Source organism: Schaalia dentiphila ATCC 17982 (assembly GCF_000154225.1).
In the GTDB taxonomy this organism is placed as follows: domain Bacteria; phylum Actinomycetota; class Actinomycetes; order Actinomycetales; family Actinomycetaceae; genus Pauljensenia; species Pauljensenia dentiphila.
This window is the reverse complement of sequence record NZ_DS264586.1, coordinates 821,358-837,908: the sequence shown is the minus strand read 5'-3', so window position 1 is coordinate 837,908 and position 16,551 is coordinate 821,358. Positions and strand designations below refer to the sequence as shown.

Sequence of the window (16,551 nt, the reverse complement as noted above, 5' to 3'; positions counted from 1 at the left end):
CCGAAGCACACCCATGAGCATCAGACCCGCACGCGTCCACGCCATCGTCGTGGCCATCCTCGTCCTGGCGTTCGTCATCCCCTGGACCTACGCACACATCGCCTACGCCTGGCCCTGGAAACGATTCCAAACAGGCACCCTCATTTCCTGCGACGGCCAATACGTGGTGGGAGGTTTTCCCAACAAGCCACCAGAACTGTTAGGGCATCTATCAGACGGGGCACCGGTTGATTTTATTGCTGGAGGTGAGATCAACATGGGAGTAGAAACTGGTGACTTCGGCCTGGCTACACAGAGGGGGAATGAAATCGACAACTTTGCCCACTCCCCACAACTCCACCTAGGAGAATCTACAACCATCGAGGGGGTCGGCACCTTCACCCTCAAGGAAGCCCACTCCGGCACCGTCTGGTTCACCCCCAACCCCGGCGGAGCGACATTCTGTTTCGACCCAGACCCCACCTTCACCGTCTACGACTACGCACAACAAGGCCACTAACACCGGCCATCTCCACCAGGGAGCACGACCCATGAGCATCAGACCCGCACGCATCCGCGCCATCGTCGTAGCCGTCCTCGTCCTGGCATTCATCATCCCCTGGACCTACGCCCACATCGCCTACGCCTGGCCCTGGAAACGATTCCAAACGGGCACCCGCATCACCTGCCAGGGCCAGTACCTGGTAGGAGCAGAACCTAACCAGAACGCGACGCGCCTAGGAACACTGACCAACGACTCGTTGGTCAGGCTTGACGCCTGGGGAGAAATCAGTATGGGTGCTGAGACTGCAGGCTTCACCCTATTCACGATTGAAGGCAACCACGTGAACGACATCGCTCACGTACCAGAACTGCAGCTCGGGGAGTCCACCACCGTCGCGGGGGTAGGTACCTTCACCCTCAAGGAAGCCCACTCCGGCATCGTCTGGTTCACTCCCAATCCCGGTGGAGCGACATTCTGCTTCACACCGGACCCGACATTTACCGTAAACCCCTACTTCTGACAGCATGCTGGCAACCACCATCACCACCGAAGCACACCCATGAGCACCACACCTGCACGCGCACGCGCACGCATCCGCGCCGTCGTCGTGGCCATCCTCGTCCTGGCGTTCGTCATCCCCTGGACCTACGCACACATCGCCTACGCCTGGCCCTGGAAAGAACAATCCACAGGTGAGGCCTGCACCGGCCGATACTACCTCACCCCATACGACAAGCAACGATCCATTTTCCTCGGCATTCTCTCCGACGGGCGAAAGGTTCGAATGAGCAGCAGGGGGGAAGTCTCCATGGGGCGCGACACCGCCTCTTTCAGTATCGCCGCTGCCAGCGACAACGAACCCTACAACTTCCTCGGGGGTGCTGAGGATTTACACCTCGGCGACACTACCACCATCGAGGGGGTCGGCACCTTCACCCTGAAGGAAGCCCACTCAGACATCGTCTGGTTCACCCCCAACCCAGGAAAAGCAACATTCTGCTTTGACCCAGACCCCTCATTCACGATGAACAACTTCGCACAACAAGGCCACTGACGACAACAACCGCACCAGCGGAGCACCCGCAATCCACCCACCAACGGTAGAGACGAGGGGTGGGGACCCACCAGGATCCCCACCCCTGAGCCGTTCACGCCACAGATGACGCGACGCGATCGATCACTCGGGCTGAGCCGCAGCGGCCGCCTGCGCGGCCGCCGGAGCCGCGGCGGCAATAGCATCCAGCTCCGCCTCGCCGTGAGCGCCGGACACGAACCACACCTCGTACACCGAGGGCGGCAGGGCCACACCCGAGGACAGGAAGGAGTGGAAGAAGGGGGCGTAGCGCCACGCCTCCTGGGCGCGCGCCTGGTCGTAGTCGTACACGCCCGAGGAGGCCGCGGCCTCGCCAAACATGACGGAGAACAGGGATCCCGTGCGCTGGAGACGGTGCGCGACGCCGGCAGCGCTGAGCGCGTCCGACACGATCGTGCTGATCTCCTGGGCCGAGGCGTTCACGCGGTCGTACACGCCCTGATCAGCCAGTTCGAGGGTACGCAGGCCGGCCACCGTGGCCAGGGGGTTGCCCGAGAGCGTGCCCGCCTGGTAAACAGGGCCCAGGGGAGCCAACAGGTCCATGACGTCCGCACGCCCGGCAACGGCCGCCAGGGGCATGCCGCCGCCCACGACCTTGCCGAAGGTCACCAGGTCGGGCACCCAGTCGGCGCCCTCCACGCAGGACGCGTCGACGAAGCCTGCGCTGTAGCGGCCCGAGGGCGCGCCGTCGACCCACCCGGCCACGGCCTCGAGGCCCCACCAACCGGCGGGGTCAACGCGGAAGCCGGTGAGGACCTCGTCGAGGATCATGAGCGCGCCGTGCGCGGTGCACAGCCGGCGGATCTCGCGGTTCCACCCGGGGTGGGGCGGGACCGTGCCCATGTTGGCGGGGGCACCCTCGAAGATAACGGCGGCGATACTGTCACCCACCTGCTCGAAGCACGCGCGCAGGGCCTCAACATCGTTGTAGGGCAGGACGATCGTCTGGGCGGTGATGGCCTCGGGGACACCGGCAGAACCGGGCAGGCCACCCGTAGCGACGCCCGACCCGGCGGCAGCGAGCAGACCGTCGGAATGGCCGTGGTAATTGCCGGCGAATTTCACGATAAGGTCACGCCCGGTGGCGCCGCGCGCCAGGCGGATCGCCGTCATCGTCGCCTCGGTGCCCGTGGACACGAAGCGGACACGCTCCGCGAAGGGCACGCGCTCGCGCACGGCGCTGGCCAGCAGCGTCTCAGTTTCGGTGGGTGCGCCGAAGGACAGGCCACGCGAGGCGGCCTCCTGGACGGCTGCCACCACCTCGGGGTGCGCGTGGCCAAGCAGCGCCGGGCCCCACGAGCCAACAAGGTCCACATAGGAGCGTCCCTCGACGTCGGTGACGCGTGCGCCGCTCGCGCTCGCGATGAAGCGCGGGGTGCCGCCGACGCCACCGAAGGCGCGCACGGGCGAGTCGACGCCGCCAGGGATCACGGATTTTGCTTGGGAGAATGCGGTTTCGTTAGTAGTCACGGCTACCTTCATCAGGGTAAGAGGGATAGCGGCACGCGTACGCGCGCTCAGCGGGTCCGGCGGGCGACCTCGAGGGCCCAGTAGGTGAGGACGGAGTCGGCTCCCGCGCGGAAGATGCCGGTCAGGGATTCGTCGATGACGCGGGTGCGGTCGATCCACCCGTTGGCGGCGGCGGCCTCGACCATCGCATACTCGCCGGATACCTGGTAGGCGGCGACGGGAATGTCGGAGGCGGCGGCCACGTTGGCCAGCACGTCCAGGTAGGGGCCGGCGGGCTTGACCATCAGCATGTCGGCGCCCTCGGCCGCGTCGAGCAGCGCCTCGAAGAGACCCTCGCGTCGGTTCGCGGGGTCCTGCTGGTAGGTGCGTCGGTTGCCCTTGAGCGTGGAACCGACGGCCTCGCGGAAGGGCCCGAAGTAGGCGGACGCATACTTCGCGGAGTAGGCGAGGATGGCGACGTCCGCGTGTCCCGCCTGGTCGAGGGCGGCGCGGATCGCGGCGACCTGGCCGTCCATCATGCCCGAGGGCGACACCATGTGTGCGCCCGCGCGCGCCTGGGAAATCGCCATCGCCTGGTAGAGCGGCAGGGTCGCGTCGTTGTCGACACCCCCTTCGGAATCGAGGAGGCCGCAGTGCCCGTGGTCGGTGAACTCGTCCAGGCAGGTGTCCGCGCACACGACGAGCGCGTCGCCGACCTCGGCGCGCACTGCTGCGAGGCCGCGGTTGAGGATCCCGTCCTCCGCCCACGCCTGGGAGCCGATCGCGTCGCGGCGGGCGGGCACGCCGAACAGGTCGATGGCACCCACGCCCGCTTCGGCGGCCTCGGCTGCGGCCCGGCGCAGCGAGTCGATCGTGTGCTGGTACTGGCCCGGCATTGCGGCGATCTCGCGGGGCTCATCGATGTCGTCGCGCACGAAGACGGGCCAGATGAGCTTGGCGGGGTCGACGTGGGTTTCGCGCACGAGGGCGCGCATCGCGGGGGTCGAGCGCAGGCGGCGCGGGCGAATCGTCGGGATCGGGGAGGAGTCCACCCCGGCCTCGGCGAGGTAGGAGGTAACGGATTCGGGGACGGTGGTCATGAGTCTCTTTCTTCAGGTGCGTCGGCGTGGGCGGGGCGGTCGAGGGCGTCGATGAGGGCGCGGACGATGGCATCGGGTGTGGGGGACGAGGCCTGGGCCGCGACCGCGATCCCCTGCCGACTGGCGGTGGCTGCGGTGGGTGCGCCGATGGTCACAACCCGGGTTGTGGGGGGCGGCAGGCCGAGAAGCGGGGGGAGGGCGCGCGCCTGGGAGGAGGCGGTGAGGACCGCCGCGTCGTAGTGCCCCGCGCGGAAATTCCCCGCGATATCGTCGGGAATATCGGCGGCGTCAGCGTGAGTGGTGGTGTAGGCGTCGACGGCCTCGACGCTCCAGCCGAGAGCGCGTAGCCCGTCTGGCAGCGTGTCGGGCGCTGCCGCCGACCGGGGGATGAGGATCGGGCGCGCACCGGAGGCCGGGGCAGGGAAGCATTCGAGCAGCGCGGCGGCGGATCCGGCTCCGGTCACGTCCGCACTCACACCCGCGTGGTCGCTGATCCATCGGGCCGTGGCCTCGCCGACGGCGGCGATGCGCGTGCCGAGCGAGCGCGCTTGTGGAAGGCCAGAAACGACGGCCCGCGCGGCCCTCCAGGAGGAGAACACAACCCACGCGAATCCGCCGTCAGCGAGCCGGTCACGGGCCGCATTGAGCTGCGCGGAGTCGAGCGGCGTCGACACAGTGAGGGCGAGAGCATCCACCTGAGCCCCGGCCGTCCGCAGAGCGCGCGCGATGGCGTCATCGGACTTGGCGCGGGTCAGGAGGATCCGCCGCCCGGTCAGGGGTGCGCTCGCGTGGGGTGCGCTCGCGTGGGGTGCGCTCGCGTGGGGCTCGTTCACGAGGATTGCCTCGGCGCTTTCGTCGCTCCCAAGTCGGTAACCTCGGCGGCGCCTCCCGCGAGCAGCTGGCGCACCACGTCCTCGCCGAGGCGGGCGGCCTCGTCCAGACCAACCGAGTCCGTGAGCGCGAGCGAGCCACTCGCCTCGACCCGCTCGCGCCCGTCGACGCTCATCACGCGCGCGTCGAGCAAGAGGACCGAGGAGGCCTCGTCCACGCGAGCGAACGCACCCACCGGCGCCGCGCACCCCGCACCCAGGGCGGAGAGGACGGCCCGCTCGGCGCTGGCCGCGAGCGCAGTCGGCCGATGGTTGAGGGTGCCCAGGAGGGCGCGCAGGAGGGGGTCGTCCTCGTCGCGCGTTTCGATGGCGAGGGCGCCCTGCGAGGCGGCGGGCATCATGATCGCTGGGTCGAGCACGTCGGTGGCGTGGGCGTCAAGACCGATGCGCCGCAGCCCGGCAAGCGCGAGGACGACCGCGTCGAGGCGCTCACCCGTACCGAGGGCGGAGGGCGCGGTGCCCGCGTCGGCACCCAGGTCGAGGCCGCGCACGCGCGAGAGCCTCGTGGGGACGTTGCCGCGCAGGTCGCAGACAAACAGGTCGGGGCGCGCGGCGAGCACCTGGGCGGCGCGCCTGGGTGAGCCCGTGCCGACGAGCGCGCCCTCCGGCAGGGATGCCAGAGTCGCCCCGTCGGCTGCGCACAGGGCGTCGCGGGGGTCTTCGCGCTGCGGGACGGCCGCGATGCGCAGGCCCGGCGTGGGGGCGGTGGGCAGGTCTTTGAAGGAGTGGACGGCCAGATCGCATTCTCCTCCGAGGAGGGCGAGCCGCAGCTGCGCGGCGAACACACCGACGCCTCCAAGCGCTGCCAGGGGTGCCGCTGATACGTCGCCGTGCGTGCGCACGACCTCCAGATTGACGCGCACCTCCTCGCCGAGGCGGGCCCCGGCCTCTTCGATCGCCCGCGCGACGGTGGTGGATTGGGCGAGCGCCAGGCGCGATCCCCTGGTTCCCAGAACGAATGTCCGCGTGGTCATAGCAGTCCTTTCGCACCCGCGCGGGCGTGTGTGACAACGGAGGCGATGCCGGTTCCCGCGACCCAGGCGCCCGTGAGCGCCACTCCCCCCAGGGGACGCACCTGTTCCTCGAGCGCTCTCACGCAGCCGCGATACTCTGGCGGCAGGGGTGGGAGCGTGCCGTTCCAGCGGGCGAGGAGGTGGTCGGTGACGGCCTCGGCGGCGATGGTGACGCCGGTGAGCGTGCGGATGTCGCGCAGGGTCCCCTCGACGGTGACGGCGGGTTCGGCCTCGCCGAGGCGCCCGTAGGACAGGCGCAGCAGGTGCGTGTGGGGCGGGAGTTGGTCGGCGAGCCAGGGCCACTTGACGTTGAGGTGGGACAGCGCCTTTGCCGCCACCGGCCGCTCGTCGGCGGGGGCGGGCGCAACCAGGAGGCCCTGGGAGACGGGCGCGTCGTCCAGCTCGGGGGCGCGCACGGCCAGGGTGAGGCGCGCGATGGGCGCACCCTCGGGAACGCTCATATCGGGCACGAGGCCGGGGATGCGCGCCTCGGTCAGCAAGCGCAGGGCGGCGTTGGCGCTGCAGGCGAGGACGAGGCGCTCCGTCGTAACGCTCACCCCCGGCCCGCTCGGCACGGGTTCAGCTCCGGGGGTGGACCCGGGCTTGGTCGGCCCGCACTCGAGGGTCCATCCCGCGGCCTCCCGCCTCAGTGAGAACGCGCCCACGCGGGTCAGGACGGTTCCCCCGGCCTCTTCGATGGCAGCCCTCAGCGCGTCGACGAGGACGAACATGCCGCCCTCGACGCAGGCTTCGGGGGTGCGGCGCGATCCGGCGGCGGCCAGACGCGCAGCGACCGCAGCGGCCAGGGATCCGTGACGGGCAGTGTCGGCGCGCAGGCCGGGAGCGACCGTGTCGGTTGCCAGCACGGAAGGATCGGCAGTGTAGATGCCCGCGATGATCGGCCGCACCGAGCGCTCCAGCACGGCCTCCCCCATGCGCGCGGCCACGAAACCGGCCAGAGTCTCCCCGGCCTCGTCCATGCCGATGCCGCCACCCATCGAGCGATCCTCGAGCGCGCGGCGCACCCCGGCCTCGCCGAGCACATGGGCGCAGTCGGGCGCGTCCGGGTGGGCCGGGATTCCCAGGAACGAATCGCGCAGGAAGGGACGCAGCTCCCAGCCGCCGCGCAGGGCGGGGGCGTAGAGGCGGGCGCCCGATCCGGCAGGCTCGACCGAGGTCAGCCCCAGGGCCTCCACAATCGAGGAGGTGTCGGTGCCACGCACGACGTATGTCTCCGCGCCCAGGTCCACGTTCGCTCCGCCGACCGTGCCCCGAGCGATGAGACCGCCCAGGTAGCCGCGCGCCTCGACGAGGAGGGGACGCACGCCCGCGCGAGCCAATTCCCACGCGCTCACGAGGCCGGCGATGCCACCGCCGACGACGACCGCGCCGGGGTGGCTGGGGATGGCCTCCAGGGGGTTCATCGTTCGTCACCCAGCTCATGCACCAGCTCCACGATGCGCGTCAGCACGTCCGGGTCGGTCGTGGGTGGCACGCCGTGCCCGAGGTTGAAGACATGGCCGGGGGCGGAGCGTCCGGCGTCGAGAATATCTCGAACAGCCTGTTCGATAACGTGCCACGGAGCCTGAAGCAGCGCAGGATCCAAATTCCCCTGCACGGCCTTCCCAGGCACCTGAGTGACGGCCCACGACAGGTCCGTCTTCCAGTCCACGCCCACGCAGTCGACACCGACCTCGGCCATGTCGGCCAGGATCGGCGCGCTGCCCGTCCCGAAGTGGATGAGCGGAGCGCGCTCACCGGTCACCGGGCTGACGGCACCCGCGACGCGCTGCGCAACCAAGCGCGAATACGGCGCGACGGATTCCCTATAGGTACGAGGCGAGAGAGACCCCACCCACGAGTCGAAGAGCTGCGCGGCGCTGGCGCCGGCCTCGATCTGAGCGGTAATAAAGTCGGCGCTCACCCACGCACACCAGTTCATGAGAGCATCCCACGCGCCCGGGTCGGACGCCGCGAGCGACCGCGCGGCCATGTGATCGCGCGAAGGACGCCCCTCGACCATGTATGCGGCCAGGGTGAAGGGGGCGCCGCCGAATCCAATGAGCGACGTGGAGCCCAGCTCGCGCACCGCCGTTGCGACGCCGTCGCGCACGGACTGGGCTCCCTCGGCGCAGTCACGCGCGCGACCGGTGGAATCGGTCCAGGACCCCTCCCCGTAACGATGACTCAGCAGCTCATCGATGCTCTCGCGCGTGCGATAGGGATGATCAAGGACCGGGCCAACCCCCGGCTCAATCTCGACACCCACCCCGGCCAGGCGCAGGGGGACCATGATATCCGAAAAGAAGATACCCGCGTCCACGCCGTGGCGCCGCACGGGCTGCACCGTTGCCTCGGCGGCCACGTCGGGGCGCAGGCAGGCCTCGAGCATGGGCAGGCCGACGTCGGCGCGCAGCTCGCGGTACTCAGGCAGGGAGCGTCCGGCCTGACGCATGAACCACACGGGGGTGGGCCCGCGTTGCCCGGTCAGGGCGGCGATCAGCGGGGGCGTTGTCATGTGTCTCCCTTAATTTAATGATGTATTCATGCGTTAATTCGCGCATTTCCGTCGTTTTCCAGTCTAGTTCAAGACAATTTCTCACACGTCGCAAATGCTTGATTTTACGTGCCTTTATGTCCATTTATCCGCAGGAGAGCACCATTTATTTCGTCAACATTCCGAAATGACACGGCGTCACCAACAAAAATAGCTTCGCTCCTCTGCCCGCGCTATCCGCGTGCCCTTAAATGGACGCGTTGTGACTATTCATGTGCTCTCCGCGGACCACCGCTACACCCCCCTTGATGACATCGCCCGGCTCTCCGGCGCGAACGACCTGGGTCCTACCCTCATGCGCTCGCTGCCAAAGGCCCGCGGAGTCATGGTCTTGCGCACCTGCAATCGCGTCACCGTCTACGTCGATGCTCCGGCCTCGGCCAACCCCCACGCGCTCAAGGACGCGGTCGAGCGCGAGCTAGCCCAGGCCTCGCACGCGCAGCGCGAGGACGTGCACCTGCGGCACCAGTGGGGTCGCGACGGCCTCGTCGATCTATTTTCAACGGCGGCGGGACTGGAGTCCATGGTCATTGGCGAGCGCGAAATCGCCGGGCAGATGCGCCGCGCCGCGCACACAGCCTGGGAGGACGGGACCCTCAGCTGCGACCTGGGGCGCGCCGCCGAACGGGCCTCTGCGACCTCCCGCCGCGTCGCCACCGAGACCGGACTGGCCGGGGCTGGACGATCCGTCGTCGCCGTCGGCCTCGACATGGCTGCGGCTCACCTGCGACCGTGGGAGGGCGCGCGCGTGCTCATCGTCGGCACGGGCGCCTACGCGGGGGCGACCGTCAGCGCCCTGCACGCGCTCGGCGCATCGGACGTGGCCGTCTACTCGACGTCCGGGCGCGCACGCGAATTCGCCGAGGGGCGAGGCATCGGCTGGGTTGATGCCGCAGGCCTGCCCTCTGCTCTGGAACGCGCCCACCTCGTGGTGACGTGCCGAGGGCTGGGAAGCCCCATCCTGACTCGCGACATGGCCGCCCAGGCCGGGCGTACCGTGGTCCTGGACCTCGCGCTCATGCGCGACACCGAAAGCTCTGTTGCCTCACTCCCGAACATCACTCTCATCGATCTGCCGACCATCCAGGCGTCGGTCCCAGCCGTCGATGCTGACGCACTGACGCGCGCCCGCGCCATCATCGACGAGGAGGTCTCCTCCTTCGAGCGCGGCCTCGGCGCCCGATCCATGGACCCGGTCGTGCGGCACCTGCGCTCACGCGTTTTCCGCATAGTTGAGGAGGAGATCGATCGCCTCGGCGAGGATCCCCTCTCGACCGACGACGTGGCCCGAGCACTGCGTCACCTGGCCGCGCGCCTCATCCACAACCCGACCGTCATGGCGCGCAGGGCGGGCGAGGAGAGCCAGCAGGAACGCTACCTGGAGGCCCTGGGCGTGGTCCTCGGCATCGACGAGACCACCCTGATTTCGGGGGACGACGCGGCCCCTCACTCTTTCTCGCCAGGTGATCACGGCCGTTCCCGCGGCGGCGTCTGCCCACACGATGTTCATACACTGGGTGCATGAGCACCCAGAAGAACGAACCACGCGCACTCGCCCTCGGCGTTTCCTGCTACGTGATCTGGGGATTCTTCCCCCTTTACTTCTCGCTGCTCTCCCCCGCCGGCGCCGTCGAGGTGATCGTCCACCGCGCGGTGTGGGGCCTGTTCTTCTGTGTTGTTGCGCTCGCTGTGACGGGTTCACTGGGAAAGATCCGCGCGCTGATCGCCGACCGGGGAGCCCTGTGGCGCCTCGCGGTCGCGGGCGGGCTCGTCGTCATCAACTGGTCGGTGTACGTGTACGCAGTCCTCGCCGGCCACACTACTGATGCGGCGGTTGGATACTTCATCAACCCCCTCGTGACGATCGCGCTGGGCCTCATCGTGCTGCACGAGCACGTCACCCCGATCCAGAAGGTGGCCCTGGCCCTCGGCGTCGTCGCCGTCGTCATCCTCGTGATCGGCCAGCGTTCAGTCCCCATCGTCTCGCTGACGCTCGCTCTGACGTTCGGCTTGTATTCCCTCGTGAAGAAGGACGTGGCCGCACGCGTCGACCCGCTCGCGGGCATGGCGATCGAGACGGCCGCGGTCTCGCCCATCCTGCTCGGCTACTACGCCTACCTGGCTGCGACATCCTCGACGTCTTTCCACACGATCGCTTCTTCCGACAGCTCTGAGGTCTCCTGGGTGATTCACCTGGCGCTCCTGCTGGGCGCAGGTGCTCTGACGATGATCCCACTCATCATGTTCGCCTCGGCGGCGAGGGGCCTGACCCTGGGGACGATGGGCTTCCTGCAGTACCTGGGGCCCACCCTGCAGCTCCTCGTCGCAGTGTTCATTTTCCACGAGACCGTTCCGACATTCCGCTGGATCGCGATGGGCGTCGTGTGGGTGGCGCTGAGCTGTCTGAGCGCCGACTGGCTGCTTTCCTCCGTGCGCGCCAAGCGCCTGGCGCGCGCGGGTCACCAGGACTGAGGCCGGGCACGTCCGTTACGTCGGGCACGTCGAGCCTGCGAGGAGCGCCCACAACCACCGCACCGCGACAAAATTCGCCCAACACGGGGCCTTCACAGGCTCACCCGCGACAAAGTTCGCCCAGCGCAGCCCCTACTACGGTGTTTTCGCAAAAAACTCGCCCAGCACGCCACAAAACACCGATTCTAGGCCTTCTCTCGTGCGCTGGGCGAACCTATTCACGCATTCTCCCACCATCAGACCAAGCAGGGCGAACTTGTTCGCGCACAAGAGGCGGTGACGTCGCGATGGTGCAACCACCGCCACCACTGCGACCGCCGCTGCAGGCCAGCATGAAACCCCCATCACCACTGCGCGCCCCTGAACAGCAACCATTGAAACCAACAACACCACTGCGACCGAAAACCGCACCAAAATCGCCCGTTTCTCACCCGCAAAGGCGATGACGGTTTCAACTGGCGCACCTTACCGGCCCGCAAAGGCGATGACGGTTTCAAACAACCGCGCCGCGCTCAGACACATACCCGCTCCTCAGAAAACCCGCACGTCATTCGATCGGACCAGCCCCTCAACAACACTCAGAAACATTGAAATACCAACGAATGCAATTCAAATTCTGAAATAGTCTGAGGGGAATTACGTGCAAAATTGCTAGGGGCGAGCGGTGAGCGTGCTAGCCACGCACAGCGACACAGCGCCGCCGGTGTGGAGGGTGCCGGAGGGTCCGGAGGGCACGGGCGGGCTTCGAGATCGACCACTCCGAGCCGCCAGGCTCGCGTGTGGCGATCTCGCGGTCGGCCGGGCCCGACGGCGCCCGGAACACCAGCGGTGTCACACAGCAACAACATGCAGCGCCAACGGCTCGCGGGCGGGCAGGCCACGCGGCGGCCGGAGATCAGGCGGGGCCCAGGCAAACAGCCCTTACTCTCCGCCGCCGGGCTCCGGGCGTCCCGTGTAGTTGACGAAGCGCGCCATGTCGCCCTGGAAGAGGGCGGTGACGGTCGCGGTCGCGCCGGCGCGGTGCTTGGCGACGATGATGTCGGCCTCGCCGGGGCGATCTTCCTTGTCGTAGTAGTCGGGGCGGTGCAGCAGGATAATGATGTCGGCATCCTGCTCGAGCGAGCCGGACTCACGCAGGTCGCTCATCATGGGCTTGCGGTCGGTGCGGCCCTCGGAGTTACGGTTCAGCTGTGCGACTGCAATGACCGGGATGTCGAGGTCCTTGGCCAGAAGCTTGAGATTTCGCGACATCGCGGAGACTTCCTGCTGACGCGACTCAACCTGGCGGCCGCTCGTCATGAGCTGGAGGTAGTCAATGACGACGAGTCCCAGGTTTTCCTGCTGCTTGAGACGGCGGCACTTCGAGCGAATCTCGGAGATGGTGATGTTCGCGGAGTCGTCGACGTACAGGGGAGCCTCGCTCATGCGCGAGGTGGTTTCGGCGACCTTGCGCCAGTCGACGTCGCTCATTTTGCCGGCCTGCATCTTGGACAGGCGCACGCCGGACTCGGCGGAGAGCATACGCATCGCGATCTCCTGCGAGCTCATTTCCAGCGAAAAAATCAGCGAGGTGATGCCGTGCTTCATGGACGCGGAACGGCAGAAATCCAGGGCGAGAGTGGACTTACCCATGGCGGGTCGGGCGGCGACGATGATCATCTGGCCTCCGTGCAGGCCCTGGGTGAGTTCGTCGAGGTCGGTGAAGCCGGTGGGTACGCCGTTGAGCTTGCCCTGGTTCTTCTCGATGTCTTCGAGGGCGTTGAGGATGTCCGAGCTCATCTGCGTCATGGAGACGTAGTCGGTGGTTTCGCGCCCGTCGGAGACGGCGTAGACCTCGGCCTGGGCCTGATCGACGATCTCGTCGACGTCGCCGCCCGCGTCCGCGTAGCCGAGCTGGACGACGCGCGTGCCCGCGGTGACGAGTCGGCGCATGATGGCTCGCTCGCGCACGATGCGCGCGTAGTAGGCGGCGTTCGCGGCGGTGGGCACGGAGGCGATGAGGGTGTGCAGGTAGGCGGCGCCGCCCACCTTCGACAGGACGCCCGCGCGCTTGAGTTCGCCGGCGACGGTGATAGCGTCGGCGGGTTCCGCGCGGCCGTTGAGTTCGACGATGGTGTCGAAGATCGTCTCGTGGCTGGGCTGGTAGAAGTCCTGCCCGCGCAGCATCTCGGAGACGATGTTGGCGGCCTCGGTCGTCAGCATCATCGATCCAAGGACGCTCATCTCCGCGTCGATGTCCTGCGGCGGGACGCGGTCGAACTGGTCGTCGGACATCGTGATCCTCTCGGGTGCGGGGCTTTCTGGGACGAGGCCGGGGCTGGGCTGAGTGCCGCGAGCGCGGCCTGAAGCCCTGTGGATAGAGAGCCTTCAGGCGAAGACTAACGCGTTGTAGGCGATTGCGCGAACGACGCTGTGCACGGGCATGTGCACATATTGTGGATAACCTGTGCACAACGCCGACGACGCCTGTGCACAACGCGAAACGACCGATCTGTCAGGGCAGATATCCTCATCACAGTCACATCATTGTCATTCATTGGGCCATCTAGAATTTCCTAATGCACGGCTTTCCACAGGCCTGTGCACACATTGTGGAAAAGAATCGGAGTGTCATGACGAGCACACAGGGACCCAGCGACCCGACCTCACCCGCGAAGCGTGGGGAGGCCCCGGCCTCGTCGACCCCGACGATCACCACGCGGATGATCCTCTCCCTCGCGCTGCCCTCCCTGGGGGCCCTCATCGCGGAGCCGCTGTTCACCGTCATCGACTCCACGATGGTCGGCCATCTGGGCACCCCGCAGCTAGCTGGCCTGGGCATCGCGTCGACCGTGCTGAACACGGCGGTCGGGCTCTTCATCTTCCTGGCCTACTCCACGACGTCCCTGGCGGGCCGCCACCTGGGGGCCGGGCGGCGCGACCGTGCGATCCGCTCGGGGGTCGAGGCCATGTGGCTAGCGGGAGGCCTCGGCGCCCTCGCAGCGATTCTTCTGGCCTTCTTCGCCTCTCCCCTGCTCACCTGGTTGGGGGCAGACGCTGCGACGATGCCGCACGCCCTGGCCTACCTGCATGCCTCTGCGCCCGGCCTCGTCGGCATGTTCGTCGTCCTGGCGGCCACGGGCACCCTGCGCGGGTTGCAGGACACGCGCACCCCGCTGGTCGCGGCGTCCGTGGGCGCGGCCTTCAACGCGGTGGCCAACTGGATGCTCATGTACCCCCTCAACCTGGGGGTGGCGGGTTCCGGCCTGGGCACCGCGATGACGCAGACCCTCATGGCGGCCTTCCTCGGGTGGATGATCGTGCGCGCGGCCCGGCGCGAGGGTGTGAGCCTGCGCCCCTCCACGTACGGCCTGTTCGGCGCGGCACTCGAGGGAGCGCCGCTACTCGTGCGCACCCTCGCGCTGCGCGTCGCCCTCCTCGCGACCCTGAGCGCGGTCACGGCGATCTCCACCCAAGCCCTGGCCGCCCACCAGATCGTGTGGACCCTGTGGACGTTCGCCGCCTACGTGCTCGACGCGCTCGCAATCGCCGCCCAGGCGCTCGCCGGATTCACGACCGGCACCGGAGAGCGCGGCGCCATGCGCCCCCTCCTGCGCACCCTCTCGCGCTGGGGCATCGGCTTCGGCGTCGCCGTCGGCGTCGCTCTGGCGATCACCGCGCCCTGGATTACCCGCATCTTCACGACCGACCAGACCGTCATCGACTACGCGACCATCGCCATCATCGTCGGCGCGCTCTTCCAGCCCATCGCCGGCTACGTCTTCCTCCTCGACGGCGTCCTCATCGGCGCGGGACGAGGCCGCTACCTGGCCGTCGCCGGCATCGTCAACCTGGTCGTCTACGCCCCGCTCCTGTGGATCATCGCCCACTCGTCCACCCTCACCGCTCGCCCCTCCCTGGCGCTCGCGATGGTCTGGCTCACCTACTCGGCCGTCTACACAGGCATGCGGGCCCTCACCAACGGGCTCGGCGCCCGCTCGCTGTAGCCGATCGACGAGGCCGGGGCCGGCCTCGTGCGCACCCCCGGTGTCGCGCGGGGTTCGACCTCCCGGCAGGGCGGGCCCAGGCCTCGTCCCGAGGAGCCCAATCGTGACCGGAAACGCCCTAGCGAAGACGCTGCCACCCGTGTAAAGTGGGTAGCTGGACTATCCGCACCCGCGGCCGGTCCAGCAGGCCCTCACGGGCCATACGCAACGCCCTCCTGTCACGGACCGTCCGTGACCGTAAAGACCATAGGAGGTGGGAACCAACGTGCGTAACTACGAACTGATGGTGATCCTCGATCCTTCGATCGACGAGCGCACCGTCGCCCCCATGATGGAGAAGTACCTGGCACCCGTGGCTGCCAACGGCGGATCCGTCGAGAACGTTGACGTCTGGGGCAAGCGCCGCCTTGCTTACGACATCCTCAAGCGTTCTGAGGGCATCTACGTCGTCATCGACATGACCACGACCCCCGAGGTCGCTCTCGAGATCAACCGCCGCATGGGCATCGACGAGACCATTCTCCGTACGAAGCTCCTGCGCCCCGACGCTCACTGAGCCGACACCACACCCTCTAAGCCCGAGGAGCCGACATGGCCGGAGATACCGTCATCACTGTCATCGGTAACCTGACCGCTGACCCCGAACTGCGTTGGACGCAGTCCGGCGCCGCGGTCGCCGATTTCACGGTGGCCTCCACCCCCCGAACCTACGACCGTAACGCCGGTGAGTGGCGCGACGGTGACACCCTCTTCATGCGCTGCTCCGTGTGGCGCGAGACCGCTGAGAACGTCGCCGAGTCGCTGCGCAAGGGCATGCGCGTCATCGTTCAGGGTCGCCTCACCCAGCGCTCGTACGACACCCAGCAGGGTGAACGTCGCACGGTCGTTGAGCTGCAGGTCGACGAGGTCGGCCCCTCCCTGCGCCGCGCACGCGCGCAGGTCACCCGCACCGCCCCTTCCGGTGGCGGCGGCTACCAGTCCGACAACCGCGGCCAGCAGGGCGCGCCCCAGCAGGGCGGCGGTTACGGCGGCGGCCAGGGTGGATATGGCCAGGGTGGCGCCAACTACGGCGCACCGACCGGCGGCTCCCCCGAGGACCCGTGGCGCTCCGCCCCCGCTGGCGGCGCCACCTCCTTCGGCGACGAGCCCCCGTTCTAAAGTCGCGCGCCCCGGCACCTACGCCGGAAAGCGCCACGTCGAAGACAACACGCTTGGGGCGGCACAGTCCGCCCGGATTCACTAGGAGACCATCATGGCGAAGCCCCAACTTCGCAACAAGCCCATCAAGAAGAAGGCCAACCCGCTAAAGTCGGCCAAGATCGAAAAGATCGACTACAAGGACACCGCTCTGCTGCGTAAGTTCATCTCGGACCGCGGCAAGATCCGCGCCCGCCGCGTGACCGGTGTTTCCACCCAGGAGCAGCGCAAGATCGCTCGCGCCGTCAAGAACGCGCGTGAGATGGCTCTGCTGCCCTACTCCACGACCGGCCGCTGATAAGGGAAGGAC

General features: G+C 68.0%; 16 protein-coding genes. 9 read left to right on the top strand and 7 right to left on the bottom strand.

What is annotated here, in order from left to right; translation table 11 throughout:
• Window positions 1–13: 13 nt before the first annotated feature.
• Genes ACTODO_RS03490 through ACTODO_RS03480 form a run of 3 tightly spaced genes read left to right on the top strand, consistent with a single transcriptional unit; the run spans window position 14 to window position 1,538 of the window.
• Complete coding sequence (locus ACTODO_RS03490; protein ID WP_003791465.1) at window positions 14–499, top strand: ATP-binding protein; 486 nt, start codon at window positions 14–16, stop codon at window positions 497–499.
• 31 nt (window positions 500–530) lie between these two features.
• A complete protein-coding gene (locus ACTODO_RS03485) occupies window positions 531–1,004 on the top strand; it encodes an ATP-binding protein (protein ID WP_003791462.1) in 474 nt (157 codons plus the stop codon).
• Between the two features lie 39 nt (window positions 1,005–1,043).
• Complete coding sequence (locus ACTODO_RS03480) at window positions 1,044–1,538, top strand: hypothetical protein (RefSeq protein ID WP_003791460.1); 495 nt, start codon at window positions 1,044–1,046, stop codon at window positions 1,536–1,538.
• A gap of 123 nt (window positions 1,539–1,661) precedes the next feature.
• Here the strand turns inward: ACTODO_RS03480 and hemL are convergent, their stop codons facing one another.
• The 6 genes from hemL to hemE are packed head-to-tail and all read right to left on the bottom strand — an operon-like array spanning window position 1,662 to window position 8,547.
• The gene (gene hemL, locus ACTODO_RS03475) at window positions 1,662–3,059 is read right to left on the bottom strand and encodes a glutamate-1-semialdehyde 2,1-aminomutase (protein WP_003791458.1); all 1,398 of its coding nucleotides are present in this window, start codon (window positions 3,057–3,059) and stop codon (window positions 1,662–1,664) included.
• A gap of 35 nt (window positions 3,060–3,094) precedes the next feature.
• Complete coding sequence (gene hemB / locus ACTODO_RS03470; RefSeq protein WP_003791456.1) at window positions 3,095–4,126, bottom strand: porphobilinogen synthase; 1,032 nt, start codon at window positions 4,124–4,126, stop codon at window positions 3,095–3,097.
• Window positions 4,123–4,959, bottom strand: coding sequence for a uroporphyrinogen-III synthase (locus ACTODO_RS03465; RefSeq protein ID WP_003791455.1), 837 nt, complete (start codon window positions 4,957–4,959; stop codon window positions 4,123–4,125). The genes hemB and ACTODO_RS03465 overlap by 4 nt, the downstream gene beginning before the upstream one ends.
• Entirely contained in the window at window positions 4,956–5,990 is a 1,035-nt protein-coding gene (hemC, locus tag ACTODO_RS03460) for a hydroxymethylbilane synthase (protein ID WP_003791452.1), read from the bottom strand. The genes ACTODO_RS03465 and hemC overlap by 4 nt, the downstream gene beginning before the upstream one ends.
• Window positions 5,987–7,453, bottom strand: a complete 1,467-nt coding sequence (locus ACTODO_RS03455; RefSeq protein ID WP_003791450.1) for a protoporphyrinogen/coproporphyrinogen oxidase — start codon at window positions 7,451–7,453, stop codon at window positions 5,987–5,989. The genes hemC and ACTODO_RS03455 overlap by 4 nt, the downstream gene beginning before the upstream one ends.
• Entirely contained in the window at window positions 7,450–8,547 is a 1,098-nt protein-coding gene (hemE, locus tag ACTODO_RS03450) for a uroporphyrinogen decarboxylase (protein WP_003791448.1), read from the bottom strand. Before hemE ends, ACTODO_RS03455 begins: the two co-directional genes overlap by 4 nt.
• 241 nt (window positions 8,548–8,788) lie before the next feature.
• Between hemE and ACTODO_RS03445 the strand changes: the two genes are divergently transcribed.
• Both ACTODO_RS03445 and rarD read left to right on the top strand, forming a co-directional pair.
• Window positions 8,789–10,111 (top strand): glutamyl-tRNA reductase, encoded by a 1,323-nt coding sequence (locus ACTODO_RS03445; protein ID WP_034511951.1) that lies wholly within the window; start codon window positions 8,789–8,791, stop codon window positions 10,109–10,111.
• Window positions 10,108–11,058 carry an EamA family transporter RarD gene (gene rarD / locus ACTODO_RS03440; protein WP_003791445.1) on the top strand — a complete coding sequence of 317 codons (951 nt, stop codon included), beginning with the start codon at window positions 10,108–10,110 and terminating at the stop codon, window positions 11,056–11,058. Before ACTODO_RS03445 ends, rarD begins: the two co-directional genes overlap by 4 nt.
• A 921-nt stretch (window positions 11,059–11,979) precedes the next feature.
• Here rarD and dnaB read toward each other — a convergent pair.
• A complete protein-coding gene (gene dnaB / locus ACTODO_RS03435; protein ID WP_003791442.1) occupies window positions 11,980–13,332 on the bottom strand; it encodes a replicative DNA helicase in 1,353 nt (450 codons plus the stop codon).
• A gap of 338 nt (window positions 13,333–13,670) precedes the next feature.
• Here dnaB and ACTODO_RS03430 point away from each other — a divergent pair, with 338 nt between their 5' ends.
• The 4 genes from ACTODO_RS03430 to rpsR all read left to right on the top strand — a co-directional run bounded on the left by ACTODO_RS03430 (window position 13,671) and on the right by rpsR (window position 16,539).
• Window positions 13,671–15,044 carry an MATE family efflux transporter gene (locus tag ACTODO_RS03430; RefSeq protein WP_003791440.1) on the top strand — a complete coding sequence of 458 codons (1,374 nt, stop codon included), beginning with the start codon at window positions 13,671–13,673 and terminating at the stop codon, window positions 15,042–15,044.
• 265 nt (window positions 15,045–15,309) lie between these two features.
• The gene (gene rpsF / locus ACTODO_RS03425; protein WP_007589137.1) at window positions 15,310–15,600 is read left to right on the top strand and encodes a 30S ribosomal protein S6; all 291 of its coding nucleotides are present in this window, start codon (window positions 15,310–15,312) and stop codon (window positions 15,598–15,600) included.
• A gap of 35 nt (window positions 15,601–15,635) precedes the next feature.
• Window positions 15,636–16,202 (top strand): single-stranded DNA-binding protein, encoded by a 567-nt coding sequence (locus tag ACTODO_RS03420; protein ID WP_003791437.1) that lies wholly within the window; start codon window positions 15,636–15,638, stop codon window positions 16,200–16,202.
• Between the two features lie 94 nt (window positions 16,203–16,296).
• Window positions 16,297–16,539 (top strand): 30S ribosomal protein S18, encoded by a 243-nt coding sequence (gene rpsR, locus ACTODO_RS03415; RefSeq protein WP_003791435.1) that lies wholly within the window; start codon window positions 16,297–16,299, stop codon window positions 16,537–16,539.
• Window positions 16,540–16,551: the final 12 nt, after the last annotated feature.